This window comes from Acidobacteriota bacterium (genome assembly GCA_039028635.1).
GTDB lineage: Bacteria > Acidobacteriota > Thermoanaerobaculia > Multivoradales > JBCCEF01 > JBCCEF01.
Map to the genome: position 1 here is coordinate 211,530 of JBCCHV010000001.1, position 23,225 is coordinate 234,754.

The 23,225-nt window shown below is 66.9% G+C and carries 16 protein-coding genes and 1 pseudogene; 5 read left to right on the forward strand and 12 right to left on the reverse strand.

Features of this window, described 5'->3' with window-relative positions:
- Positions 1-26 precede the first annotated feature (26 nt).
- Positions 27-2,171, reverse strand: coding sequence for a molybdopterin oxidoreductase family protein (locus AAF604_00850; GenBank protein MEM7048169.1), 2,145 nt, complete (start codon positions 2,169-2,171; stop codon positions 27-29).
- Between the two features lie 79 nt (positions 2,172-2,250).
- Here AAF604_00850 and AAF604_00855 point away from each other — a divergent pair, with 79 nt between their 5' ends.
- On the forward strand, positions 2,251-2,967 hold the full coding sequence (locus AAF604_00855; protein ID MEM7048170.1) for a potassium channel family protein: 717 nt from the start codon (positions 2,251-2,253) through the stop codon (positions 2,965-2,967).
- 4 nt (positions 2,968-2,971) lie between these two features.
- Here AAF604_00855 and AAF604_00860 read toward each other — a convergent pair whose 3' ends face one another.
- Positions 2,972-4,345: a copper chaperone PCu(A)C gene (locus AAF604_00860; GenBank protein MEM7048171.1), complete on the reverse strand. Its 1,374-nt coding sequence runs from the start codon at positions 4,343-4,345 to the stop codon at positions 2,972-2,974.
- Between the two features lie 1,177 nt (positions 4,346-5,522).
- Positions 5,523-7,964: pseudogene (locus AAF604_00865) on the reverse strand (multicopper oxidase domain-containing protein).
- Between the two features lie 1,223 nt (positions 7,965-9,187).
- On the opposite strand from AAF604_00865, the gene AAF604_00870 reads away from it, so the two are divergent.
- Positions 9,188-9,895 carry a GH25 family lysozyme gene (locus tag AAF604_00870; protein MEM7048172.1) on the forward strand — a complete coding sequence of 236 codons (708 nt, stop codon included), beginning with the start codon at positions 9,188-9,190 and terminating at the stop codon, positions 9,893-9,895.
- Positions 9,896-9,903: 8 nt separating this feature from the next.
- Here AAF604_00870 and AAF604_00875 read toward each other — a convergent pair whose 3' ends face one another.
- From AAF604_00875 to AAF604_00905, 7 genes are all read right to left on the reverse strand, one after another.
- Positions 9,904-11,748 (reverse strand): VWA domain-containing protein, encoded by a 1,845-nt coding sequence (locus tag AAF604_00875; protein ID MEM7048173.1) that lies wholly within the window; start codon positions 11,746-11,748, stop codon positions 9,904-9,906.
- Positions 11,745-12,740 carry a VWA domain-containing protein gene (locus AAF604_00880; protein ID MEM7048174.1) on the reverse strand — a complete coding sequence of 332 codons (996 nt, stop codon included), beginning with the start codon at positions 12,738-12,740 and terminating at the stop codon, positions 11,745-11,747. Before AAF604_00880 ends, AAF604_00875 begins: the two co-directional genes overlap by 4 nt.
- Positions 12,737-13,231, reverse strand: coding sequence for a hypothetical protein (locus AAF604_00885; GenBank protein ID MEM7048175.1), 495 nt, complete (start codon positions 13,229-13,231; stop codon positions 12,737-12,739). The genes AAF604_00880 and AAF604_00885 overlap by 4 nt, the downstream gene beginning before the upstream one ends.
- Positions 13,228-14,121: a DUF58 domain-containing protein gene (locus AAF604_00890; GenBank protein ID MEM7048176.1), complete on the reverse strand. Its 894-nt coding sequence runs from the start codon at positions 14,119-14,121 to the stop codon at positions 13,228-13,230. The genes AAF604_00885 and AAF604_00890 overlap by 4 nt, the downstream gene beginning before the upstream one ends.
- Positions 14,118-15,092, reverse strand: coding sequence for a MoxR family ATPase (locus tag AAF604_00895; protein ID MEM7048177.1), 975 nt, complete (start codon positions 15,090-15,092; stop codon positions 14,118-14,120). The genes AAF604_00890 and AAF604_00895 overlap by 4 nt, the downstream gene beginning before the upstream one ends.
- An 80-nt stretch (positions 15,093-15,172) precedes the next feature.
- The gene (locus AAF604_00900; protein MEM7048178.1) at positions 15,173-16,279 is read right to left on the reverse strand and encodes an HD domain-containing protein; all 1,107 of its coding nucleotides are present in this window, start codon (positions 16,277-16,279) and stop codon (positions 15,173-15,175) included.
- A complete protein-coding gene (locus AAF604_00905) occupies positions 16,276-18,390 on the reverse strand; it encodes a HEAT repeat domain-containing protein (protein MEM7048179.1) in 2,115 nt (704 codons plus the stop codon). The genes AAF604_00900 and AAF604_00905 overlap by 4 nt, the downstream gene beginning before the upstream one ends.
- A gap of 190 nt (positions 18,391-18,580) precedes the next feature.
- On the opposite strand from AAF604_00905, the gene merB reads away from it, so the two are divergent.
- Both merB and AAF604_00915 read left to right on the forward strand, forming a co-directional pair.
- Positions 18,581-19,021, forward strand: coding sequence for an organomercurial lyase (merB, locus tag AAF604_00910; GenBank protein MEM7048180.1), 441 nt, complete (start codon positions 18,581-18,583; stop codon positions 19,019-19,021).
- Between the two features lie 6 nt (positions 19,022-19,027).
- Complete coding sequence (locus AAF604_00915) at positions 19,028-19,255, forward strand: hypothetical protein (protein MEM7048181.1); 228 nt, start codon at positions 19,028-19,030, stop codon at positions 19,253-19,255.
- An 81-nt stretch (positions 19,256-19,336) separates the two neighbouring features.
- On the opposite strand, the gene AAF604_00920 is transcribed toward AAF604_00915, so the two are convergent.
- Both AAF604_00920 and AAF604_00925 read right to left on the reverse strand, forming a co-directional pair.
- Complete coding sequence (locus AAF604_00920) at positions 19,337-20,380, reverse strand: fatty acid desaturase (protein ID MEM7048182.1); 1,044 nt, start codon at positions 20,378-20,380, stop codon at positions 19,337-19,339.
- A 118-nt stretch (positions 20,381-20,498) separates the two neighbouring features.
- Positions 20,499-21,023 carry a hypothetical protein gene (locus tag AAF604_00925; protein MEM7048183.1) on the reverse strand — a complete coding sequence of 175 codons (525 nt, stop codon included), beginning with the start codon at positions 21,021-21,023 and terminating at the stop codon, positions 20,499-20,501.
- Positions 21,024-21,348: 325 nt separating this feature from the next.
- Between AAF604_00925 and AAF604_00930 the strand changes: the two genes are divergently transcribed.
- The gene (locus tag AAF604_00930; GenBank protein ID MEM7048184.1) at positions 21,349-23,214 is read left to right on the forward strand and encodes a response regulator; all 1,866 of its coding nucleotides are present in this window, start codon (positions 21,349-21,351) and stop codon (positions 23,212-23,214) included.
- The last annotated feature ends 11 nt before the right edge of the window (positions 23,215-23,225 follow it).

Consider the following 23,225-nt stretch of genomic DNA (forward strand, 5'->3'; position numbering starts at 1 on the left):
TCCCACGGGGCGGCTTCGACGCCGGCTCAGGCCGGGGCGAGGGTCACAGGGACGCCGTTGAGAACGGCGTTTCCGGAGACCTCGTCGACCTGCCCCTCATCGGTCAGATCGTTGACGCTGACCCCCGGTGTCGCATTGGCAACCGCCAGTCGCGTGCCCGAGCGACCGTGACCCCAGCCGTGGGGAAGGCTGACCACTCCGGGCATGATCTCGTCGCTGACCTCGACTTCCGCGACCAGACTGCCGCGAGCCGACTCGACCCGCGCCCCTTGCCCCGACCGCAGGTCGAAGCGCGCCGCGTCCCTTGGATGGACCAGCAGGGTGCAGCGGGCTTTGCCGCGCATCAAGCGGGAGGAGTTGTGCATCCAGGAGTTGTTGGACCGCACGTGGCGACGTCCGATCAGCACCGTTCCGCCGGCGGCCATCCCGCGATGCTCCGCGGCGAGGCGATCGAGGTCGGCGATGAGCTGCTCGGGCGCCAGCTCGATGCAGCCGCTGGTGGAGCGCAAGCGACTCGTCAGCGTTCCCGCCTTGAGTGGGCCGAGATCGATGCCGTGGACGGACTGCTGCAATGCCGCGAAGTCGACCTGCGGCGAACCCCCCGGCCGCTCCGAGGCGGCGGCACCGTAGGGACCGCTGTCGAGACCGAGGGCGAGGATTCCGCGCGGCCCTTGGGAGCCCTTCCACTCGAGCTTCTGGCGCGCTTCGGTGGACAGACCGCGGTCGAGACCGAGGCGCAGGCGATGCAGGATCTGCCAGTCGTGGAGCGCCCCCGGGGGAGGTTCGAAGACGGCGGCCGAGTAGCGGGCGACGTCGCGCACCGCCATTGCATTGAAGACGACATCGTAATGATCCCGCTCGAGGGGCGCCGTGGGCGGCAGGATGAGATCGGCATGGCGAGTCGTCTCGTTGAGGTAGAAATCGACCGCGATCATCAGCTCGAGCCCCTCGAGGGCTTCCTCCAGGCGCTTGCCGTTGGGGGTCGACAACACCGGGTTGCCGGCGACCGTCAGCAGGGCCTTGACCTGGCCCGGACCGGGGGTCGTGATCTCGTCCGCGAGGGTCGCCACCGGCAGCTCGCCGCCGTACTCCGGGAGGTTCCGCACGCGACTGCGCCAGCGATCGAAGTTGCGCTGGCCCGGAGAGCTGCGCACCAGCTCGAAGGCCGGCAGGGGAAACATGGCGCCACCTTCGCGGTCGAGATTGCCGGTCAGCAGGTTGAGGGCGATGAGGAGCCACTGGCAAGTGGTGCCGAAGCTCTGGACAGAGGTGCCGAGGCGACCGTAGACCGCCGCCGAGGGTGCTGCCGCCAGCTGCCGCGCCAGGCGCCGGAGAACCACCGCTTCGACTCCCGATGCCGCGGCCACGGCCTCCGGCGTGAAGCCGGCGACGGCCGCCTCGAGGTCCGCCAATCCGGTCACGTGATCGGCGAGGTGTGCCAGGTCCACTCGCCCCTCGGCGAAAAGGGTCTGGACCAGAGCGGCGAGCACCAGGGCGTCGCTCCCGGGGCGCAGGAAGTAATGCTCATCGGCGAGCTTGGCGGTCTCCGTGCGACGGGGATCGAACACCACCAGGCGGCCGCCCCGCTGGCGCAAGGCCTTGAGGCGGCGCCGCATCCCCGGAGCGCTCATCATGCTGCCATTGGAGACCGCCGGATTGGCTCCGAAGACGACCAGCAAATCGCTACGGTCGAGATCCGGCACCGGCAGCAGGAATCCGTGACCGAAGACGAAGTACGACGCCAGGTGGTGGGGAAGCTGATCGGCGGAGGTGGCGGAGAACAGATTGCGGCTGCCCAGGCTGCGCAGCAGGCCCGGCAGGAAGAGGAGATTGCCGAAGCTGTGGACGTTGGGGTTGCCGACATAGGCCGCGACAGCGTCGGCCCCGGCGCGGTCTTGCACCCGCCGCAGGCCGGAGATGGCGACCTCGAAGGCCTCGTCCCAGGGGATTTCCTGCCAGCCCTCGGCGGTCTTGCGCAGCGGCCGGCGCAGGCGATCGGGATCGCTCTGCAGATCCTGCAGAGCCACCGCCTTGGGACAGATGTGCCCTTGGCTCAGGGGATCTTCGGTATCGCCCCGTATCGAGGTGATGGCGCCGGCCTCGACCTTGATCTCGAGACCGCAGATGGCCTCACACAGAGTGCAGGCGCGATAGTGGATGCGAGATTCCATGGAGCCTCCCAAGGTCGTCGGTCGTACCTCGATTGTAGTGCCAAAGGCCAGGCTGCTCCGCCCGCGGTAGCATTTCGGGATGACGCCGAGAAAGCCCCTGCAACAAGTCCTGGCCGGAGATCCCGGCCTCTCGATCCTGCTGTTGAGCTTGGTTCTGGTGCTGTTCGTGATCTACCCGATGGTGCACCTCGAGGCGGCCGGCAAGGTCTGGCTGGCGGCCTTTCAATCCGCCGTGCTGGTGGGGGGCGGTCTCTCCGTCGCCGCCACCCCGCGGCTGCGACGACTCGCCCTGGTGCTGGCGACGGTGGCGGTGATCACCCTCTGGCTCGGCGAGATTTCACCCGGCCACTGGGCGGGCGTGGTTTGCCGCACCTCGCTGATCGGGTTCTACGGCCTCACCGCCGTCGGCATCCTCGCCAAGGTCTTCCGGCCCGGCCCGGTCACCGGTCACCGCTTACAGGGCGCCATCGCCGTCTATCTGCTGCTCGGCTTGACCTTCGGAATCGGCTTCGGACTCTTCGAGACTTTGAATCCCGGATCTTTCCGGGCCACTCACGGTCTGCCTTCGGTGGAGGCCGATCTGATCTACTTCAGCTTCGTCACCCTCACCACCGTCGGCTACGGTGACATCACGCCGGTCGACCCGGCGATGCGCAGCCTGGCGCTCTTCGAGGCCGTCCTCGGCCAGTTCTTCCTCGCCGTGCTGATCGCTCGCCTGGTCGCCCTCGGTCTGATGCCGCGCCCGGTGGAGGAGGAGGGCAGGAAAGCCCCCTCCTCGCAGCCGATCGATCCCTGACCCCTTAGCGATTCTCCACCGGCAAGGTGGCCTTTTGGGACCGGCCGGAGAGAAAGGTCAGAGTGACTTCGATGGCGTCGCCACGCACCGGCGCTTTGGTGGGTTCCTTGAGCATCAAGTGCTGGCCGCCCGGCTCGAAACGCACCTGGCCGCCGGCCGGAATCACCACCTGGGCGAGCCGGCGCATCTTCATCAGACCGTCGACCTTGGCCATCTCGTGCAGCTCGACCTGCCCGAAGGACGGGCTGGTGAGGCCGATCAAGGTGACGTCTTCGCTGCCGACATTAATCAGCGTCAGGTAGCCGGCGTTGACCGGGGCCTCGGGATGAGCCTCCCGCACCCAGGCGTTCATGATCGCGACCACATCGCCGGCCGGCTCCTGCTGGGACTCGCTGCGGGTCGAGGCGAGGGCGATGCCCTGGCGCTGACGGCGCTTGTCGCGCGCCCGCTGCATGTGCACCCGGCGCGTCTCGCTGTCGACGTAGCGCAGCAGGTCTTCGATGTCGACCTCGCTCAGGCGCATGTTCGGCATCGGAATCTCGTCGTACTTGGCGAACAGCCCCATGGCGATCGGATCCCGCTCCGCCAGCATGACGTCCGGCTCGGCGATCCAGCGCTCGAGCCAGACCCGTTCCCGTCGCTTGGTGACGTCGAGGAGATCCGGCCCACGCAGCCCTTCTGGAAGGCCTTCCTCGCCGTTGCCGATGGTGTGGCAGGTCGAGCAGCGGGTGCGAAAGAGCGTTTCTCCCTGGGAGATGTTGCGCACCTTGGGGGCCTTGGCGTAGTCCCGCCGTTCTTCCGGCGGTGCCTTCCAGCCGCTCAGCCAGCTCCCGATGTGGGTCGCCAGAACGTATGGATTCTCGAACGGCGAGCGCTTCATCCACTGGCCGGTCTTCTGGTTGCCGATGATCAGGTTGACGTTGTGGTTGTTGGAGCCGTCCTGGATCTCCTCGATGTAGAGGCCGAGCTTTTGCCGCAGCAAGGTGATGTCATCTTCGTCACCGGTCAAGAAGGTCCAGCCCTTGCCGGCCCGGAAGCGACGCGCATAATCGGCCAGCACCTCCGGCGTGTCGTTCTCCGGATCGATGGTGATCGAGTACATGAAGATGTCTTGCCCGACGCGCTCGCCGAGCAGCTCGTGCACCTTGGCCAGACGAGCCGTCTCCAGTGGACAGGTGTCGGGACAGATGGTGTAGATGAAGTTGATCACCACCACCTTGTCCTTGATCAGGTCGTCGAAGAACTGCACCGTCTCACCCTGGTGGGTGGTCAGCTCGACATTGGGGAAGTACTGGCCGCCCCAGGGCGAGGTGGCACCGGCGGTCGTAGCGAAGGCCGCCAGGGCGATCACCAGGCACGTCATCTTGAGCTTGTTCATGATGTCGTCTCCGCAAGGAGAGAGGGGGCGGACGCCTGGCGCCCGCCCCTTCCCGGAGTCCTGGTCAGCGGGTCGCGCGGTGCACCGCCATGTCGAGGGTGATCGGCGTCGGACAGTTCACCACGTGCGGCGGGAAAGCGTTCTTGAACAGGTAGTTGTTCAAGCCGATGTTGGGCACCGCCGGCCACTCCAGAACCTCCAGCTTGCCCTCCTCCCGCAGGGACTGAACCTCCTCGAGGTCCTTCACGACGTGATCCGCCGGCTCCATCCAATGGGCGAAGCCGATGTGCCACATGGGGCTGAACTCGCTGCCCGGCATGAAGTACGACGGCAGGCCGATCTGACCACCGAGGGGACCTCCGCCGGAGAGGCCGTTGCCGTCCGGCGGCGTCGGCGGATAGGATGAGTTGAGGGGCTCCGGCGGCAAGAACTGCACCAGCGGCACCGCCGTGTGGGCCAGGAAGCGATGCTTCGGCACGTAGGGAATGCCCATGTTCCGGGCCGGCGGGAACGGGTAGGTGTCGACCACGATGTAGTAGGGCAGGTACTCGTCCTTGAACCACGACTTGTGCAGCTTCATGCTGACGTAGGGGTTGGGACCGGAAGTGTCGACCGCCAGGGCGTGCCCCGAGTTCACCGGATCGCCACCCCAGACCGCGCCGTTGTACATGCAGCGGGTGTTGGGCGGGTCGTCCGGGAAGCCGGCGCAGCTCTGGTCGACACGCAGCTGCTCCCAGGGTTGCTCGCCCCACTTGACGAAGAAGGCGTTGACGATCACCGTCTTCTCGCCGATGCGCACCCGGCGCAGCGGTGAGTAGGTGTTGAAATCGTCCTGCGGCGGGGCCTCCGGCGTGTAGACCGGGTTCGGCAGATTGCCGAAGAAGGTCCATTCGCCATCGTCCGACACGGTCGCCGGCGAAGTGGCGTCGAGGGGCGTGTCGCGCAGCGCGCCAGCGTAGATGATGCCGAGCTCGTCGGCGAGCTCCTCGTCGCCGATGTCGTGCAGCACGAACCAGACGTCGCGCTCGATGCCGCCGTCGATGTTGGTGCCCTTCATCAGCGGGTAGGTGATCTTTCCGCGCTCGTCCTCGGTGGGGTTGAGGGCGTCGCCGATCTCGAGGCTCATCAGGTCGAGCTCTTCGACCACCGCCACGTCGACCCACTTCTCGACGGCGTTGAGCTCCGGACCGAACTCACCGACGCCATCGCCGGTGCGGAAGGTCGGCAGGGCGCGCGTATCGACATAGTCGACGCCGTCCCAGGTCGGCATCGGCGTCGGCATCAGCTTGACCTGGCCGGGGTGCTCGATGTCCCAGCGCATCAGCATGGCGTGATCTTCGTGCTGGGTATTGTGGCAGTGCTCCATGTAGGTGCCGGCGAACTCGCGGAAGCGCAGCGCCACCTCGACGATCGCGCCGCTATCCTCCTGCGGTCCGATGCGGTACATGTCCTTGCGCGCCCACTTCTCCCACTCCGGCGGCTCCTTGCCGCCGCGGCGCAGGATGATGCCTTCCTCGAAGTGGATGTGGATCGGGTGACTCCAGTCGCCACCGTTGATCAGACGCCAGACCTCGAGACCGGTCTTGTTCTTGCTCGGCGCCGCGGTCAGACGGCGCGGATCCATCCCGACGCCCTTGGAGTTGCCGTCGGTCTCGATCACCCAAGGCTTCTCGTCGGTGGGCTCCTTCTCGAACAGGAAGGTGCGGTGGAGAGCGTTGGCGAGCTCTTCCTCGGTGGGGCGACGCAGCGGAATCAGCTTGTCGCCGCCGGCCACGAAGTTGGCCGGATCGAGGCTGAGGTCGGTGCCGCTGTAGGCATGAACCCGGAACTCCAGGAACTTGCCGACGGCGGGGTCGCCGCCGATCCAGCGATCGGGCAGGAAGTCGCCATCGTCATCGACCGCCTGGGCGTCGTAGACACCGCTGATCACGTCCTCCAGCGGGATCGGGTCGCCGGTCACCTGGCCGTCCTTGTGGGACAGCAGATTGACCATGTAGAGGCGATCGCCGGCTTGGAACTGGCTGAAGTCGACGATGATGTCGTAGCGCTCGGCGATCGCCTGGGTCGGCAGCACACCGTTCTCGAAGTAGACCGTGTGCTCCATGATGTTGCCGTCGTTGGCGATCATGTGGAATGGCACCGGATTGCCGCCCTCGTCGACCAGGGCGAGCTTGTAGTAGCGCGACACGGAACCGTTGAGGATGCGGAAGCGATAGCGCCGGGCGCGGACATCGAAGTAGGGCTTGTAGAGCCAGTTGGTGAGCAACTGGTCACCGAGGAAGCCATTGATATTGAAGGGGTTGAACCATAGCTGCCCTTCACGATCCCAGGCCTTGTCGGCGATCAACAGGTTGACGTCGTAGTCGCGGTTGCCCCAGTCCAGGCCGCTGCCGCTCGGCAGGCGCAGGTTGACGCCATCGTTGACCGCCTCGTTGCCGCGATCGAGGGAGCTGTAGTAGTTCATCATCGCGACACTGCCCTTGTAGACGTTCTGGGCGGTGTAGTCGAGCATGTGGTCGTGGAACCAGTGGGTGCTCATGGTCTCCCGCCAGTCGCCCCGGATGTTGATGATGCCGCCCCGACCGTCCGGTCGGCCGGCCCGCGGGTCGCTGGCGTCGGTGTTGATCGAGTCATGACCCGCCAGCGGCATCGGCCAGCGATAGTCGTAGAACTGACCGGGGAAGAAGAAAGCGTTGGCGTAACCATCGCTCTCCGCCGGGCTGTGGCCGTTGTGCTCGTGGGTGGTCAGGGTGTGCAGGCCGAAGCCGCGATTCGAGGCGACGTCGATCGGCAGTCCGTTGTAGTGGCGGAACAGGATGGTCTCGCCGTAGCGCGCCTGCAGGAGCTTCGGCGGGAAGGTGCCGTCGAAGGTCCACAGGGTGTCCTGCTGCTGCGTCGGCATGGCCGGATGGAAGCGCACGTCGATGCCCGTCGAGGTGCCGTCCAGACCGCTGCCGGAAGGGTTGTGGTAAAGACCGCCGGGACCGAACTCACCGACGCTGTAGCGGTGGTCTTGGAGATGATCGCGAGAGCCACCGTTGGCGCGGGCGCCGGTGGTCACCGACTGGAACCACTGCTGCGGCGGAAACTCCGAGTAGCGCTGATGGGACCAGCCCTGGCCCGGCGGACGACCTTCCGCCGGCGGGCTGATCAAAGGACGCTCGAGGTAGGCCTCGATCTGCTCCTTCCAAGGATTGACGTCGACGGTGTTGGCGAACACCGAGGGGGTCGGAGCCAGGCGGTCGTTGCCGAGAAAGCTCTCGACGTCGGCCGGCGCGGGATGGCTCTGGGCATCCGCCGGCTTCGGATAGTCGGCGAGCACCGCGCCGCTGCCGGAGCCGATCGGCCGCGTGCCGAACTCTTCGAAGCGCAGCATCTTCTGCTCGAAGGGGCGGGCGCCGTAGAGCGGGCTCGGCGGCCCGTTGGTGGGAATGTTGAAGACGCCGTCTTCCCGCTGCTGTCCCTCGTGCAGAATGTTGTTGTCGTCGGTGTCCGCGGCGGTTCCGGTACGGCCGCCCTCGAAGGCTCCTTCATTGGCGTGGGGGAGCCCTTCGGGCAGATCTTCGACCAGCGGTCCGGTGAAGTGGGACGGGTCCGTGAGGTCCGGTCGAGGATCGATCTCGACCAAGATCGCAATCCCCAGATCGGTCTCGAGGCAGAACGGGGAGCCCGGCCGCGGATTGGCCGAGCGCACGGCGAGATCCTCGTTCTCCGTCTCGGCCGCCGTGTTGCCGGCGCCGGTCGCCCGGGCCGCCTGCACCATGGCGGCGGCTGCGGCCGGCGCTGATGCCGGGGCCACGCAGAAGCTGTCGTTGCAGCGCAAGACGAATCGACCGGCCGCATCCACCGGGGCGGTGGCGAGAAGCTCGCCGGAGCAACCGCTGTCGTCAAGGCCACCGGAGTAGATGGCCACCGACTGCGGATAGGTACCGTTGGCAGGGGCCGTCTCACCACGCACCGCCAGCAGGCCTTCGAGAAGGAAGGCTCTGACCTTGGCGACGCCGCCGGGGGCGCTGTCGGCCATTACCGGGGCCACGCCGCCGACAAGGGTCATGAGCGCGATGGCGCCCACTCCCAGAAGGCGCCAACCGCGGGAAGACCGGCGAGACCTCGCCGATCGGGTGCTCCAGTGGCGGAATTCGCCGTGCTGCCATTCACGGATCCGTTTCATCTTTTTCTCTCCCCTCCGACGCCGGGGTAGGGGAGAGACCCACCGCCCGCGTACGGACTCGCTGGTCGACTCCGTTCCGGTCGTCGACCTCAATTGCTCTGTAGGGGAAGCGAGAGTGGTGTTCCAGCGCCTGCCTCGGCTGGTGAATCCAGCCTCGAGCGGGATGCGTACTTCCATTCGCTAGCCGGGACTCCATCTTGGGGCAGAGTCGATCGCGAGTCTTCTCGGCCCCTGTCTCTGCTTGCCCATCGGGGCAGGGTCGTGAAAGCGACCCTGCCCTCCCTTCTTCCGACGCCCTCCTCGGGGAAGCGTCAATTTCTAAATATCGAGCACCATCAATAAGCTCTGGTGAACTGCGACCCGATGCGTTACCAGAATCCCTCGAGCGATGCCTCAGAAGCTCCAATCACCAAGGCGAAAAATCGCTCCCGGATGTCTCATCGGGCCGTGGTCCGCTATGGGAATTATATTCAATATATTCTCAAGTCGAACTTTCTAAATATTCCCTGTTCGACCAGCCTTCCCATGGTCCAGCGCGCTCGACCGGGCGAGAACCATCATTCCTCGCCCTCCAGCGCCTCATTATCGTACGTCCGACCGCAACCTTCTGGTGTCTGCGCCAGAAGGATACGGGACAGCGATCTCGGATCCGGCAACGTAAACTGGCCACCATGCGCGACCGATCTTCCCGTCCTACCCGCTCGATTCACGGTCTCATCCTGATCTGCCTCCTCTTGGCGCTGGCGAGCCCGCCGGTAGCGGCCGAGGATTTCGACGGTGTCGACGTTTCCGGCCACAGCGGCAAGGTCGATTGGCCGTCCCTCGCCGGAAGATTCGACTTCGCCTTCGTCAAGGCGACGGAGGGTGTCGACCTGGCGGACTCGACCTTCGCGGACCATTGGCCAGCGATGGCCGAAGCCGGCCTGCTGCGTGGTGCCTATCACTTCTACGTGACGGAGGACGATCCGATTCAGCAGGCCGAGTTTTTTCTCGCCACGGTGCCTTTTCGGGCCGGAGACCTGGCACCGGTGGTCGACATCGAGCTCATCGGCCACGACACGGCACCGGGCCTCGACGCGCGCCTGCGGCGCTGGCTCGTCCACGTCGAGACCGCCCTTGGCGTCAAACCGATCATCTACACCTCGCAGCGCTTCTGGGACCAGCATCTCAGCGCTGGCTTCGGTGACTACCCGCTGTGGATCGCCGAGTACGAGGTCGCCCAGCCGACGCTCCCGGCCGGTTGGCAGTCATGGACCCTTTGGCAGTGGCGCGGCGATGCTGGGATCGCCGGAGTGGAGAAGGGCGCCGACCTCAGCCGCTCCCACCCGAGCCTGAAGTCCCTCGATGGTCTGCGGATTCCTTCCTCATCAAACCCCTAAGGGGGCTGCTACCACCAGATCTCGGCCTCCGGTTGGGCCCACTGATCGCGCGTGAACTGCTCTTCTAGGGTGCGCCGAAAGTACTTGCCTTCGGCGAGCCTTTGCTGCCGAATGCGCTCCATCGCCTGCTCGATGGTCTCGACCTCGGCAGGAGCCAGCGGCGGTGGTGGGCTCGGCGCTCCGGAGGGCCCACCGCCGGAGGCCGATCCTTCCCCGGAGCCGCCGCCGGAGCCTTCGCCCTGCTCACCGCCGGATCCCGCGGCGCCTTCCGGCGGCGGCGGGCAGCTCTCGGCCATCGCCGCCTCGATCTCGGCCCGGCGTCGCTCGAGAAAGTCACCGTTGGTCCGCGCCCGAGCGGCATAAGGGCTGTCGCCGGGGACCTCCGCGAAGCGCGCCGAGGCCCGTCCCCAGAGCTCGAGGGTTCTCTCCTGATGGCAGCCCTGCGGATCGCGCTCGGCCTCGCCCCAGCGGTAGAGGGTGACGCCATGGTTGTAGAGCGCCGCCGCCAGCTCCGGATCCCGCTGCAGGGTCTCCTGGAAAAGACCATGGGCGGCGACGTAATCGCCCGTCAGCAGCACCGACCGCGCCAGGTTGTGGCTGGGAAGGGCCGCCTGGATCTCATAGGAGAGGCTGCGCTCGTAGTGGGCCCGGGCCTCGCGGTGCTGTCCCAGATCATCCCGGGCGATGCCCTGCTCGTTCTCCAAGAAGGCTCGCCATGCGGATCCGCTGCAGCCGAGCAGGAGCAGGAGCAGCAGAGAAGATCCGGCGCGCCAGCGATTGCCTCGCCGCCCCTGGATGGCGGGCTCCGGGGGACGACCGATGCGATCGAGATCGAAGTCCATGGCCGTGCTCCAGCGGCGCGGCGGGAGGTAGAAACCCTCGAGCAGGAAGAGCACCGCGAAGGCGGCCAAGCAGAGGCCGGCGAAGGAGCGCCGCGCCTCGGGTGTCACCACGCGCTCGCGGCCGCCGCGATAGCTGTCGATGGCCTGCGCCAGATCGGCGACGCTGCTTTCCGAAGCCACCCGGAAGATGCCGTCGGTGTGGCGGGCGATGGACTCGAGGTGATGATCCACCCGGCGGGTGGTGAAGCGGCGCAAAACCCCCGGCTTCTCCTTCTTCGCCACGATGTCGCGAAAGTCGTAGATCACCCGTTCCTGGCCCTCGAGACCGCCGATGGCAACCGTATGAACCGGCACTTCGGCCGCGGCCAGAGCCTTGACCACCGGGTGATAGTCGGGTTCCTGGGGCTGCTCGCCATCGCTCAGCAGAACGATCTGCAGGGCGCCTTCGTCCTGGCGATAGCGCAGCGCCTTGTCGAGGGCCGGTCCAAAGCGCGAGCCGGTGTTCTGGTAGAAGGTGTGCTCCTCGAGCACGCGCAGGCTCTCGTCGAGCACCGCGTGGTCGGCGGTCAGAGGGAGGTGGATGGTGGCAATGCCCGAGAAGCTCACCAGGCCGAATCGCCGCTCCGGCAGCGCTCGCACGAGCTGGCGCGCGATCTCCCGCGCCTGGACCAGGCGCGGGGCGCGGCGGCCGGCGAGCTCGCCGTCGACCGCCTTCATGCTGACCGAGGCGTCGATCAGCAACACGACGTCGCCACGGCTGTCGGCGTGACCGCTGCCGGCAGTGCTCGGCCCGGCGAGGGCGACGATCAGGGCTCCGCCGGCGAGCGACACCCAGATGGCGTGGATCCTCAGGGAGGCCCGGCGGTAGCGGGTGAAGAGGGCGCGAAAACGCGGCGCCAGATGGCCGTCGATCCAGTCGACGACGAGATCTTGGCGGCGGAAGAACCAGCCGACGAAGAGCAACCAGGGCAGAGCCAGCCAGAGGAGCTCGGGGGCCGTGAAACGCATCATCGATAGGGCCTTCGCAGCCACAGGCCGCGCATCAGGAGATGACAGAGGAAGAGAGCGCCGCAGGTTGCCGCGAAGGGTGTCGTCCAGGGGTGACGGATCTCCACCCGTCGCAGCTCGAGGGGCGCGCTCTCGAGTCGCGAAAGCTCCTGGAAGATCTGCTCGAGGGCAGAGCCGTCGAGGGCGCGAAAGTAGCGCCCCCGGCCGTCGGCGACCAGCGCCCTGAGCTGAGCGTCGTCGAGGGAGGCGAGGTAGGGGTTGTCGCCACCGACCGGCGCCCCCTTGAACATCACCTGGACCGGCTCCGTGCCGCCGATGCCGATGGCGTAGAGGCGAATCTCCCGGCTTTCGAGATAGCGCGCCGCCAGGAGGGGATCGATCCCGGCATTGCTCTCGCCATCGGTGATCAATACCACCGCCTGGTCGCGGCCGTCGATGCGCGCCGCCTCGAGACCTTCGGCAGCCACCAGCAGGGCATCGCCGAGGGCGGTACCGCCGCTCTTCTCCTGGTCGAGCACATAGACGGTGACCGCCTCGAGGAGCGACAACAGACTGCCGTGATCGGTGGTCAAGGGGGTTTGGACCAGTGCATCCTTGGCGAACACCACCACGCCGATGCGGTGCTCGCCACTGCGCGCCACGAAGTCCGCCGCCACTCGCCGCAGCACTTCCAGGCGGTTGGGCTCGAAGTCCTCCGCCAGCATGCTGAGGGAGATGTCGAGAACCAGGGTGACGTCGATGCCCCGCGCCTCGCTGAGCTCGAGGTGGCTGGAGCGGTAGGGACCAGCGGCGCCGAGCAACGCACAGGCCAGCAACAGGAGCTCGGCGGCCAGGGAGGCCAGCTCGCCGAGGCCCTGGCCGCGGGGCGGTTTGTCGAGCTGGGCCGCGGGCCAAGGCACCAGCCGGCGGTTCCTGCGCCAGCGCCAGACTCCGATCACCGGTAGGCCGAGAAGAAACCACAGCACCCAGGGGTGGGCGAGGGCCGGCGAGGTCATCGCGCCGTCACGACCGACGGCGGGTCGTCCCGGAGCTGCGCCAAGGTGGCGTCGAAGACTTCCTTCACTTCCTGGCGCGACGGCTCTCGGCGGCGAAACTGCAGCCGGGCCGCGCGCTGCAGCGGAAGGGCGAGGCGGCTGGGGCTACGCTCGACGATCTCGCGCGCGGTCAGCGCCGACCAGCCCGGGGAATGATTGGCGTCGAGGTCATCCCGCAGCAAGCCGGCGAGGCGGTGGCAGCCTTCCCGGTAGCGTTGCCTCGACAGGGTGTCGGCGCGCAACTCCGTGACCTCCGACTCGAGCCGCGAAGGCCCCTTGGGCACTGCCCTTGGCCACTTCGCGGAAGGGACGTGGCGACGGCGGCGCCGACGCCATAGCCAGCCGAGAAAGGCCAGCGCGGCGGCGACCGCAAGCCAGGCGGCAACCTTGCCGACGGGGACTGGGGCAGGCAAGTGCAGGGCGTCGCCGAGGCCTCCCGGAAGGGGAGTCATGGCGCCCGCCTTCGGCGATGGAAGTGGCGCGCCAGCAAAGCCGGAACCGACTCCGCCGTCGAGGCTTCGAGCCAACCGATGGCGCGGGACCGGGCAACCCGCAGAAGCCTCGCTTCGCGCTCCCCGATCTGGGAGTCGGGGGCCTTGCCGCCCACCCTACGGGCCGCCAGCTCGCCTTCCGGCGAAGCGCCGAGGAAGCGCACCGGCCCGCCCGCCAGCAGAGCCTCACCGGGATCCTCGATCCGGATCAAAGTCACCCGGTGGCGGGCGCGCAGGTAACGCAAGTCCTCGGCAACATCGTGATCGAAGAAATCGGACAGGAAATAGACCAGCGAGCGTTGCTTCTGGCCCTCTTCGAGGGCTCGAATCGCCACCCGCGGGTCCGAGTGTGAGATGCGGTCGCGCCCGCCCGAGGCATGCCGCAGCAGGGAAGCCAGAAGCCGGTGGAGCTGCCGCCGTCCCCCGCCCGCTGGCACCACCTCGACCAACCGATCGGCGAACAGAAGCAAACCGACGTGATCGCCGGCGGCGAGGATCGACACCGCCAGGGTGGCCGCGATCTCGACTGCCGTCTCCAGCTTGGAGCGTCCGCTGAAGCCGACCTTCATCGATGGGCTGATGTCGACCACCAGCACGATCGGCCGCCGACGCTCGTCGAGATGGACCTTGACGAAGGGCTCGCCGAGACGGGCGGTGACGTTCCAGTCGATGCGGCGGGCGGGATCCCCGTGGACATAGCGCCGCGACTCCTCGTAGAGCAATCCCTGACCGCGTAAGCGGCTGGCGAACTGACTGCTCACCATGCCGCTGAGGTTGCGCCGGGCCGCCGCTTCGAGGCGCTGCACCCGGCGTTGCAGCTCGATCGCTTCGGAACGCTCTGGGGAACTCAAGGAACCCGCACCGCCGAGAGGATCTCGGCGATCATCTGGTCACAGGTCACGGCCTCCGCTTCGGCGATGTAGGTCCGCACGATGCGGTGGCGCAGAACATCCGGAGCCACCGCCTTGAGGTCGTCCGGGATCACCGCATCGCGGCCTGCGATCAGGGCCGTGGCACGGGCCGCCTGGACCAGCGAGATGGAGCCGCGGGGGGAGGCGCCGAGCTCGATGAAGGGGTCGAGGGAAAGACCGACCTGGCTCGAGTCGCGGGTCGCCCGCACCAAGCGGGTGGCGTAGTCCACCAGACGCTCCTCGATGAAGATGCCGCGGACCTCCGCCTGCAGCTCCTCGAGCTGCTGACGGGAGACCAGCTCGTCGGCCATCGGCATCTCGGTCTCGTCGATCACCATCTGGACGATCGACACTTCGTCTGCCAGCCGCGGGTACTCGACTTGCAGCTTGACCAGGAAACGATCGAGCTGGGCCTCCGGTAGGGGATAGGTGCCTTCCTGCTCGACCGGATTCTGGGTGGCGAAGACCAGAAACGGTCGCGGCACCGGGATGCTCTCCTGACCGATCGTGATCTGACGCTCTTGCATGGTCTCGAGAAGTGCCGACTGCACCTTCGCCGGGGCGCGGTTGATCTCGTCGGCGAGCAGGAAGTTGGTGAAGGCCGGGCCCTGAACGGTTTCGAACTGGCCCGACTGCTGGTTGTAGATGCGGGTGCCGAGAATGTCCGCCGGCAGCAAATCGGGCGTGAACTGAACCCGCTGGAACCACACCTGGCAGTGGCGCGCCAGCAGGTGAACGGCGCGCGTCTTGCCGAGCCCCGGAACTCCCTCGATCAAGACATGGCCGTTGGCGAGCAAGGCGACCAACAGGCCACGCAGAAAGGAGTCTTGGCCCTGCACCCCTTGGCGCAGGGCGTTTTCGAGCCGCCGGACCGTTGGATGGGCGGCTTCCTGTATCGACAACTCGGTCACCTGGTTCGACCCTCCCTGGACTACAAAGTCCTGCAGAGATTACTGCAATCCCGCAACGCCCGATACGACCCGCCTGCGAATCACGCCGTCTGGGCTCCCGGCGCGGTCTTCATCAGCTCGAGAAAGGTCGCCACCAGAAACGGGTCCAGCATGGTGCCGGCGCGCCGTTTGAGCTCACCGGCGGCAAGCTCGTAGCGCTGCGTCGCCGGCACCGCCGCGGCGCCGTCGAGAAGCATCTCCCAAGTGTCCGAAACGGCCGTGATCTGGGCTGCGAAGCCGGGCCGTCGGCCGGCACTCTGCGGATACCCTCCCTGACCGTTCCACGCCAGATGATGCTCGTAGGCCACCAAAATGGCGAGGTCGCACATGCCAGGAACCGCCGCCAGGCGCATCGCACCGAGCTCCGGATGACGACGACGCAGGTTGGCCGGCAGATCCGCCTTGCCCTCGCCGACCATCAGGTCGAGATAGCCGATGTCGTGGAGCAGCGCACCCACTCCGAGATCGTGCAAGGCCTGGCCTTCGATGTTGAGGGAGCGCGCGTGGTGGGTCACCAGCAGACCCACGTTCACGGCATGCCGCCACAGGCGGTCCTGCTTGCCCCGCAGACTCTTCAGGAGCGCGAAGGTGCGGTTCTCCCGGGTGGTGGAATCGAGCACCTGCCAGAGGGAGCGCTCGAGCTGCGCAAAGCCGCGGGTGGGATCCTCGAGCAGCGTGCCGAGGGACTGCTCGAGGTCGTCGAGCCTGCCTTCGAGGGTGCGCCCCAAGCCTTCGAGCTCTTCGCCCTCGCCTTCCTCGATCGCCAGCCGGCCGATGGTCACGTGTTCCGTGCTGTTCGGAATGCGCGCCCCGCCGATGGCGCGCAGGAGCCGGGCGAGCTCGCCCTCGCCAACCGCCCGGGCGATGGTGAGACGCTCGATGCCGGAGCGCGTCATCGCCTTGACCAGGCCGGTCCGGTGGTGGGCCGATCGCTGCCAGGGCTGTTGATCGACGGCGAGATCGTCGTCCACCAGGAGAAAGGTGATGTCTTCCTTCTGCCGCTCGTCGAAGGCAGCGGCCAAGCTGGCGGTCAGAGAGTCGAGGGCGCGGCGGGAGCGCGGGTGGTCGGCCGGATAGAGACCGTTGGTGGACGCCGCCTGGGCCAGGTCGACGATCAGGGCGCTGGTTGCTTCGGTGTTCTCGGTCATGACGCCGGTCGCCGTGAAAGCTGTTCACAAAGAGCCCGAATCTCGCCGTCCCGAACCTTCAGGCCGACGTTGATCCAGGGCCAGACGGCAGCCTGGGGATATCCCGAAAGGGACTGATAGGCCGCCCGTCGCTCCTCGATATTCTGCGGCACCAGGCCGGTGACGAAAAACTTCTCGAGGCGGGGCAGGACCGCCGGATCCCCGATCTGGCCGAGGCTCTTGAGGGCCTGAATGCGCAGCGGCCGATTCCTTCCCATCGGATCCCGTGGATCGAGCAGCGCGAGCAACGGCGCCACCGCGGTCATCACCCGAAAATTGCCGACGCCGTGGGCCATGCGCAGCGGAATTCGCTCGTCCTCGTCGGCGAGGGAGCGCGCGATGAGCTCCTCCGGCAGCTCGTGGTCGAGGCGCACCAGGCTCTTGACCGCTTCGAGTCGCACACGAGAGTCGCCGTGGCCCAGACAATGGCGAATCCAGCCGATGGTGGAGCGGTCGTCGACCGCCGCCAGCAGGGCGATCATGTTGCGCACCACGAACCAGCGCGGATCCTGCAGGCGCTGCACCGCCAGGGGCACGATCTGCGCCGGGAAGGAGGTCAGGAGGTCGAACAGGTTGCGCCGGTCGTGGCGATCGTTGGTCTCGTCGAGCACCGCCAGCATCTGCTCGAGGAGGGTCGGTCCGAGGACATCCACGAGGTGCTTGGCAGAGCGCTCACCGCGCTCGCGCTCCAGGTCCATGGCTTCCATCAAGCCCTGGACGGTCTGCGGTCCGATCAGTCGCCGCAGGGACTCGGCCGCCGCCTTGGCCACTCCAGGCCGCTCGCCGGGGGTCGCCGCGAGGTGCTGAATCTGCTGCGCCAAGGCCGCCGCCGGCGCCGCCCTCGAGCTCGACACCAGCCGCGCGAAGAGGCTTTCGAGGCGGACCAGGATCGGGACCGCTCCCTCCTCCTGCAGGTAGGGGTCGCGCAGCAGCGTGAGCAGCGTGGTGAGGAGCGATTGCAGCACCGGGAGCGGCGCCAGGCTGTCGAGGCACTGGTCGAACTCGGCAGGGGTTCGAAAGCGCACCCGCGCATTGGGCAGGCGGATGGCGAAGTCCTTCTCATCGACCTCATTTTGCGCTTCGAGGTCTTGCTGCATCAGTTGACGAAGAGCGTCAGGATCGGCTTCAGAGTCGCCTTCGAGGGACGCCGGGGCGGTCGAGACCAATCCCTCGATGAGCTGCACCACGGTTCCCGAGAAGGCGAACTTCGAGTCCCGGAGACGACGAATCGAGGAGATCAGATCGGCGGCGTTGGAGGCGTGAAAGAGGGCGGTGAGCCCGTCGTCGTTGCCATCGCTGCCGGCCAGCCGGGCGATGGCCTGTTCGAGAACGGGAATGCGCAAAACCTTGGGGAGTGCGCCCAGGAGCTCCGTCACCTGCTTGACGACGCTGCCTTCGGAGGACTCGCGAAGATGTCCGTCGAGGGCGTCGGCGAGGCGCTCGGCGAGTTGCTGGACCTCCGGCGGAATCTCGCCTCCCTCGCTCAAGCCCGGCGGCAGGAAGCGGTTGATCAGCTCCATCACCTGGGCGAGGGTGCCTTCGCCGGCTTCTCCCACTGCGCTGCCCAGGTATTGCTCGAGGATGCGATCCCACAAGGAGCGCCGGCGATCGACCGGAGCGTCGAGCTCGCCGGTGACCATCAGGCTCGAGTAGTCGACCGAATCGAAGGCGATGGTGGTCACGCCGCGGTCGCTCAGCTGCTGCGCTAGCTCCTCGGCGCCAGAATCCTCGGGGACGTCCTCCTGCAATTGCTCGAGGAGCGTCAGGAGATCTCCGGTGGCGATCCCCTCGCTGAAGGTGATGACCGCAACGTTGCGCAGATAGAGGGCATTGGCGACCAGCGCCACTCCGACTCCGTCGATGTGCTCTTCGTCGGAGATCAGGGCTTCCTTCGCCACTCCGAGCTTGATCTCGGCGACCGGCGCCACCAAGCCCTGGATGATCGCACTGCACTTCTCGAGGGCACCCTCGCGCGCCGGATGGCCCTCCGGATAGAAGAGGAGCTTGCGCCAAGCGATAGCCAGCTCGCTGACGAACTCCCGCAGTGAGAAGGTCGGCCCCGTAGACTCCATAATCTTGCCGACAGTCTACCGTTCCGGCGCCGACGACTGAAGAAGCCTTGCGGCGACTCCGCGATCATGCAAGCGCGCAATCAGCGAGGAATCAGGGGGTCGCCTTCTCTTCATTTCTCCGCGAATCTCGCAATTGGGGTTCGCTGCGCAGTCGGCCATGCCCTCCGTCCCGCCGTGCTAGCGTCGAGGAATGGCAGTCGAAAGAGAGGTTCGGCTGGCGGTATATCGCCACTTCACGGACTGCGCAGCGGCGCCGACGGTGGCCGAGACGGCCAGGCGTACCGGCTTGCCGGACAGGCAGGTGCGCACCGCCTACGGCGCCCTTGCCGAGCAGCGCATCCTGGTGCTCGAAGAGGATGGCGAGACCCTTCGCATGGCGCCGCCCTTCTCGGCGGTGGCGACGCCGCATGTCGCGACCATCGACGGCAGGAGTTACTTTGCCAACTGCGCTTGGGATGTTTTCGGCGTGGTCGCGGCTCTGGGTGGAGAAGGAGTGGTCGAGTCGCGCTGCGAGCACTCCGGGACAGCCCTCCGGCTCGAGCTTCGAGGCAACGGCCCCGAGGCCTCACCCTGGCGGTTTCACTCCCTCCTTCCGGCCTCTCAATGGTGGCGAGACATCGTCTTCACTTGACAGAACATGGTTTTCTTCCGGTCGGAAGAAGCGCTCCAGAGCTGGTGTCGAGATGCTCGTCAGGCGCGCCGCCCCTGCCTCGGCCTCCCCACCCTCTGGCGCCTCGCCGAGGCCTGGTACGGCTCTCGGCTACAGCCCGATTGGCGGCGCTTCGAAGCGGCGGAGGTGCGGCAGCTGTTCGATCGACTCGGGATGGTCGACCCCTTCTGGGATCCTGCTACGAATCACAACTGAGCGCGTCTTGCAGGGCCGGCGGGCGGCGAGCGGGGGAAGAGACCGACCCCCGCATTCGCGAGCCCGCGGCGCGCCGCGAGATCAGACCGCCATCGGCCGATGCTTCAGGTCGCCGAATCGAATCAAGCGGTTGGAACCCGGGTCCCAAAGGGCGAGGTGGGCACAGCGCAAGCTCTCGCGAATGGTCAGGCGCGTGACGTGGCGCAGATCGCGCACCTCGCGAAAGCAAGCCTGGAGGCGATAGTTGGGAATCCGGCTCGCCAGATGATGCACGTGGTGGAAGCCGATGTTGCCGGTGAACCAGTGGAGGACGGCGGGCAGGTCGTAGAAGGAGCTGCCTTCGATGCCGGCGGCGTGAAAATTCCACTGCGGGTTCTCTTCCCAGTAGGTGTCCTCGAACTGGTGCTGGATATAGAACAACCACAGCCCCGAGGCGCAGGAGATCACCGTAATCGGTAGCTGGACGAGCAAGAATGCCTTGAGGCCGATGGTGAACGCCATGACCAGCAGAATGACCGCCAGGCTCAGGTTGGTGCCCATCACGCTGCGCCATTCCTTGCGCCAGGCTCGCGGTAGATCGAGGGGCAGCCGATGCTTGAGGATGAACTGGAAGGAGGCACCGATGGTCATCAGGAAGAAAACGTTGCGATAGAGGCGATAGCCGGCTCGCCGGAGCTTGCTCAAGGCGAGGTACTCCTCGACGGTCAAGGTTCTGATGTCGCCGAACTCGCGTGCATCGAGGTTACCCGTCGTCGCATGGTGCATGGCGTGGGTGCGACGCCAGTAGCGATACGGGGTGAGGGTCATCACTCCAATGGTGGCTCCGACCAGATGGTTGAGCCGCTGCGAGCTGAAGAAGGAACCGTGGCCGCAGTCGTGCTGGAAGATGAACAGCCGGGTGATCAAGCCGGCCGCCGGCAGCGCCAGCAGCAGGGTCAGGCCGTAGTGAAACTGCAGACTCCACCACATCAAGGCCCAGTTGGCGGCGAACAGGGCGCCGGTGGTGAGGAGCTGAAACCAGGCCCGGCGGTCGTCGGCGCGGCAGTAAGGTGCGAGCAGACGCTGCCAGCGGCGGGCGACACTCTCGGGATTGACAGCCGGTTGGGCTGCGACGCTGGCGGACATGGGCGACTCCTCTTCGTGCGAGTGGTGTGGACTCCGGCGACCCCTGCACGCTACCAGCGCCCAACGTCTGGCAGCGTCAGATTTCTGTCATGTTCGGGCACACCAGGAGCCCCAGCCTTTACTCGACGCGGCGCTCGATCTGCTCTGAGAGCATGGTGGCGGCTTTGCCGTGGTACTGAACGAACACCACCGGGGATCCAGGATAGTCGTCGGCGAAGAAGAAGCTGCCGCGCGAACCGTCCCCATGGTCGACCTCATAGAGCCAACCATCCAGCTCTCCAAGGGGGGTCTCTCGGCGCTGACGCCGGCGCTCGGCGCGATCCGCTGGAAAGCGAGCGTGGTCCCGCAGCTCCGTCCACGAGGCCTTGTGCTCGGCGACCTCGGGCAGGTAATTCCCATCGGGGTCCGTCTGCTGCGCGCTCAGGGTCACCTGCTCGCTGTCGGCGGCGATCACCTCGGTTCGCGTCAGGATGGTCTGGCCGCTGGCCTCGACACGGCTCACCACCACCAAGCCCGGCACCCAGGCCTCGCGGATCTGCTCGGCGGTGTAAGGGGTCGGTAGGGTTTCGGAAGCCAGCATCGGAGCAGCGGCCAGCAGAAGAAGGGCGACGAAAGTCAGCCTCGCCGTGGTGAATTGCTTCATTCGCTTTCCTTTCGATCGCCTCATCGCCGAGGCCGTTGGTCGTACGTCTTGCGAGGGGCGCCCCTCGCCGGGCGAGCCGGCCTCCTAGATACGCAGCGCCGAGGTCCGGGTTCGCCGATCAGGATACCTGCCAGGAATGCTCCGTCGCAGCTTTGGACGGAGCCGAAGGTAGGAGTCGCCGACCGGCGGCTGTGCCGTAAATCGGCCTCGGCGTTCCAATTCAGTACACCGCATCCGCCCTTCCGACCCTCAGCGCCGCTGCCTGCACCTGGCATGTCTGTTGCTGCCTCGAAGGGAGGAGGGGAAACGACGCGCTCTCAATCCGATGAAGACTCCTCACAGCACGCCCCGCCTCGATCTCGATTCCCGCGAGGATCCTGCGGCCAACCTGCTGCCGCGGCTGCGCTGTGTCGTCGAGAACCTCCAGGCGGGCATCCTGGTCGAGACCGAGGCCCGCGAGATCGAGTGCGTCAACCAGGCCTTTCTCGACCTCTTCCACATCCCCCTCACCGCCGAGGAGCTCGTCGGCCTCGACTGCCGTCAGGCAGCCCAGGGACTCGATGGCCTGCTCGCCGATCCGGTGGCCTTCGGGGCGCGGATCGACGAGCTCCTCGCCGCCCGCGAGCTGGTCTCCGAGGAGGAGATCGAGCTCACCGATGGTCGCACCCTGGTGCGCGACTACATTCCCCTGGCCGAGGGAGATCGTTCCCTCGGCAACCTCTGGGTTTATCGGGACATCACCGATCGGGTACGAGCGACCCAAGCCAAGAGCCAATTCCTCGCCGCCATCAGCCACGAGCTGCGAACGCCCTTGACCAGCATCATGGCGGCTGCCGAGATGCTGTCGCAACGTCGTCTCGACGACGACGGCGCGGAGCTCTTGGTGGCCCTGCGAAGGAACGCCGAGAGCCTGCTGTCCCAGATCGACGACCTCCTCGACCTTCCTCTGCTCGAGGCGGAGCCGGGAGAGGCCGAGACCGTCGGCTTCGAATGGCGGCCGTTGATCGCCACCGTCGAAGCCCGCCACGAGCCGACCGCCACCCTCGCGGGCCTCACCTTGACAACGTTCGTGGATCCTCGGCTGGCCGGCGTTTGGCTGGGCGCCGAGAACGACCTGTCGCGGGTGCTCTCGAATCTGGTCGACAACGCCGTCAAATTCACCGATCGGGGCGGCGTCGAGATCTCCGTGGCGCTGACCGAGGAGCCGGACAGACGGGGTCGCGAGGTCGTCGAGCTGCGGGTCGAGGACTCCGGGATCGGCATCGCCGCCGACGATCTGCCACAGATTTTCGAACCGCTCGATCAGCTCACCCCGGAGCCCTCTCGCAGGCGGCGCGGAATCGGCCTCGGGCTGCACGTCACTCGCCTGCTGGTGGCTCGCCTCGAGGGCGCCATCGAGGTCGACAGCGAAACCGGTCGCGGTACCTCCGTGCGCGTCCGGGTGCCCTGCCATCGGGGTTCCTGGGCGGGTCACAAAGGTGAGGCCCCCAGCCTCGTCGGCACCAAACTCTTGCTGGTCGAGGACAACCGCGACGGCCGGCTTCTGTGCCAACGCATCCTGGAGCAAGGCGGTGCCCACGTCACCTGCACCGGCTCCGGCCGCGAGGCCCTCGCCCTGCTGCAGCGCAAGACCTTCGATGGTGTCTTGATGGACGTCGAGCTGCCCGGCCTCGACGGCATCGAGACCACTCGCCGGTTGCGGCACCGGGAAAGCCAGGAAGGGCTTCCCGCAACGCCGGTCATCGCCCTCACCGCCCACGCCGTGGACGGCTACCGTGAACGCTGCCTCGCCGCCGGCATGAACACCTACCTCACCAAACCCTTTCGCCGGCTCGGGTTGCTGCGAGCCGTTTCCGAGAGCCTGCCCGGCGGCCGCCTCGATCGGGCTCCGATCCGGGTGCGGATCGATCCCGACATCGCCGACCTGGTGCCAGCCTTCCTCAACGCGCGCCGCCGTCAGCTCACCGCCATGCGTGCCGACCTGGAGGCGAATCGGCTGCCGGCGGTAGCCGACGCCGCCCACCAGATCAAGGGCGTCGGAGCTTCCTATGGTTTCGCCGGCCTCTCCCGCCTCGCGGCCCGCCTGGAGATTGCCTGCAGCCTGGGAGACCGTCGCGAGGCCATCGGGCTGGTCGAGCGGATGCTCGCCGATTTGATGCGAACCCAGGTCCAATCCGACGACGGCTCCTGAGCGGCGGTCGT

What these genes read in the sequence shown, in the direction of transcription:
- AAF604_00850 (MEM7048169.1), bottom strand. Translation starts at nt 2,171, where the DNA reads ATGGAATCTCGCATCCACTATCGCGCCTGCACTCTGTGTGAGGCCATC.
- AAF604_00855 (MEM7048170.1), top strand. Translation starts at nt 2,251, where the DNA reads ATGACGCCGAGAAAGCCCCTGCAACAAGTCCTGGCCGGAGATCCCGGC.
- AAF604_00860 (MEM7048171.1), bottom strand. Translation starts at nt 4,345, where the DNA reads ATGAACAAGCTCAAGATGACGTGCCTGGTGATCGCCCTGGCGGCCTTC.
- AAF604_00870 (MEM7048172.1), top strand. Translation starts at nt 9,188, where the DNA reads ATGCGCGACCGATCTTCCCGTCCTACCCGCTCGATTCACGGTCTCATC.
- AAF604_00875 (MEM7048173.1), bottom strand. Translation starts at nt 11,748, where the DNA reads ATGATGCGTTTCACGGCCCCCGAGCTCCTCTGGCTGGCTCTGCCCTGG.
- AAF604_00880 (MEM7048174.1), bottom strand. Translation starts at nt 12,740, where the DNA reads ATGACCTCGCCGGCCCTCGCCCACCCCTGGGTGCTGTGGTTTCTTCTC.
- AAF604_00885 (MEM7048175.1), bottom strand. Translation starts at nt 13,231, where the DNA reads ATGACTCCCCTTCCGGGAGGCCTCGGCGACGCCCTGCACTTGCCTGCC.
- AAF604_00900 (MEM7048178.1), bottom strand. Translation starts at nt 16,279, where the DNA reads ATGACCGAGAACACCGAAGCAACCAGCGCCCTGATCGTCGACCTGGCC.
- AAF604_00905 (MEM7048179.1), bottom strand. Translation starts at nt 18,390, where the DNA reads ATGGAGTCTACGGGGCCGACCTTCTCACTGCGGGAGTTCGTCAGCGAG.
- merB (MEM7048180.1), top strand. Translation starts at nt 18,581, where the DNA reads ATGGCAGTCGAAAGAGAGGTTCGGCTGGCGGTATATCGCCACTTCACG.
- AAF604_00915 (MEM7048181.1), top strand. Translation starts at nt 19,028, where the DNA reads ATGGTTTTCTTCCGGTCGGAAGAAGCGCTCCAGAGCTGGTGTCGAGAT.
- AAF604_00920 (MEM7048182.1), bottom strand. Translation starts at nt 20,380, where the DNA reads ATGTCCGCCAGCGTCGCAGCCCAACCGGCTGTCAATCCCGAGAGTGTC.
- AAF604_00925 (MEM7048183.1), bottom strand. Translation starts at nt 21,023, where the DNA reads ATGAAGCAATTCACCACGGCGAGGCTGACTTTCGTCGCCCTTCTTCTG.
- AAF604_00930 (MEM7048184.1), top strand. Translation starts at nt 21,349, where the DNA reads ATGAAGACTCCTCACAGCACGCCCCGCCTCGATCTCGATTCCCGCGAG.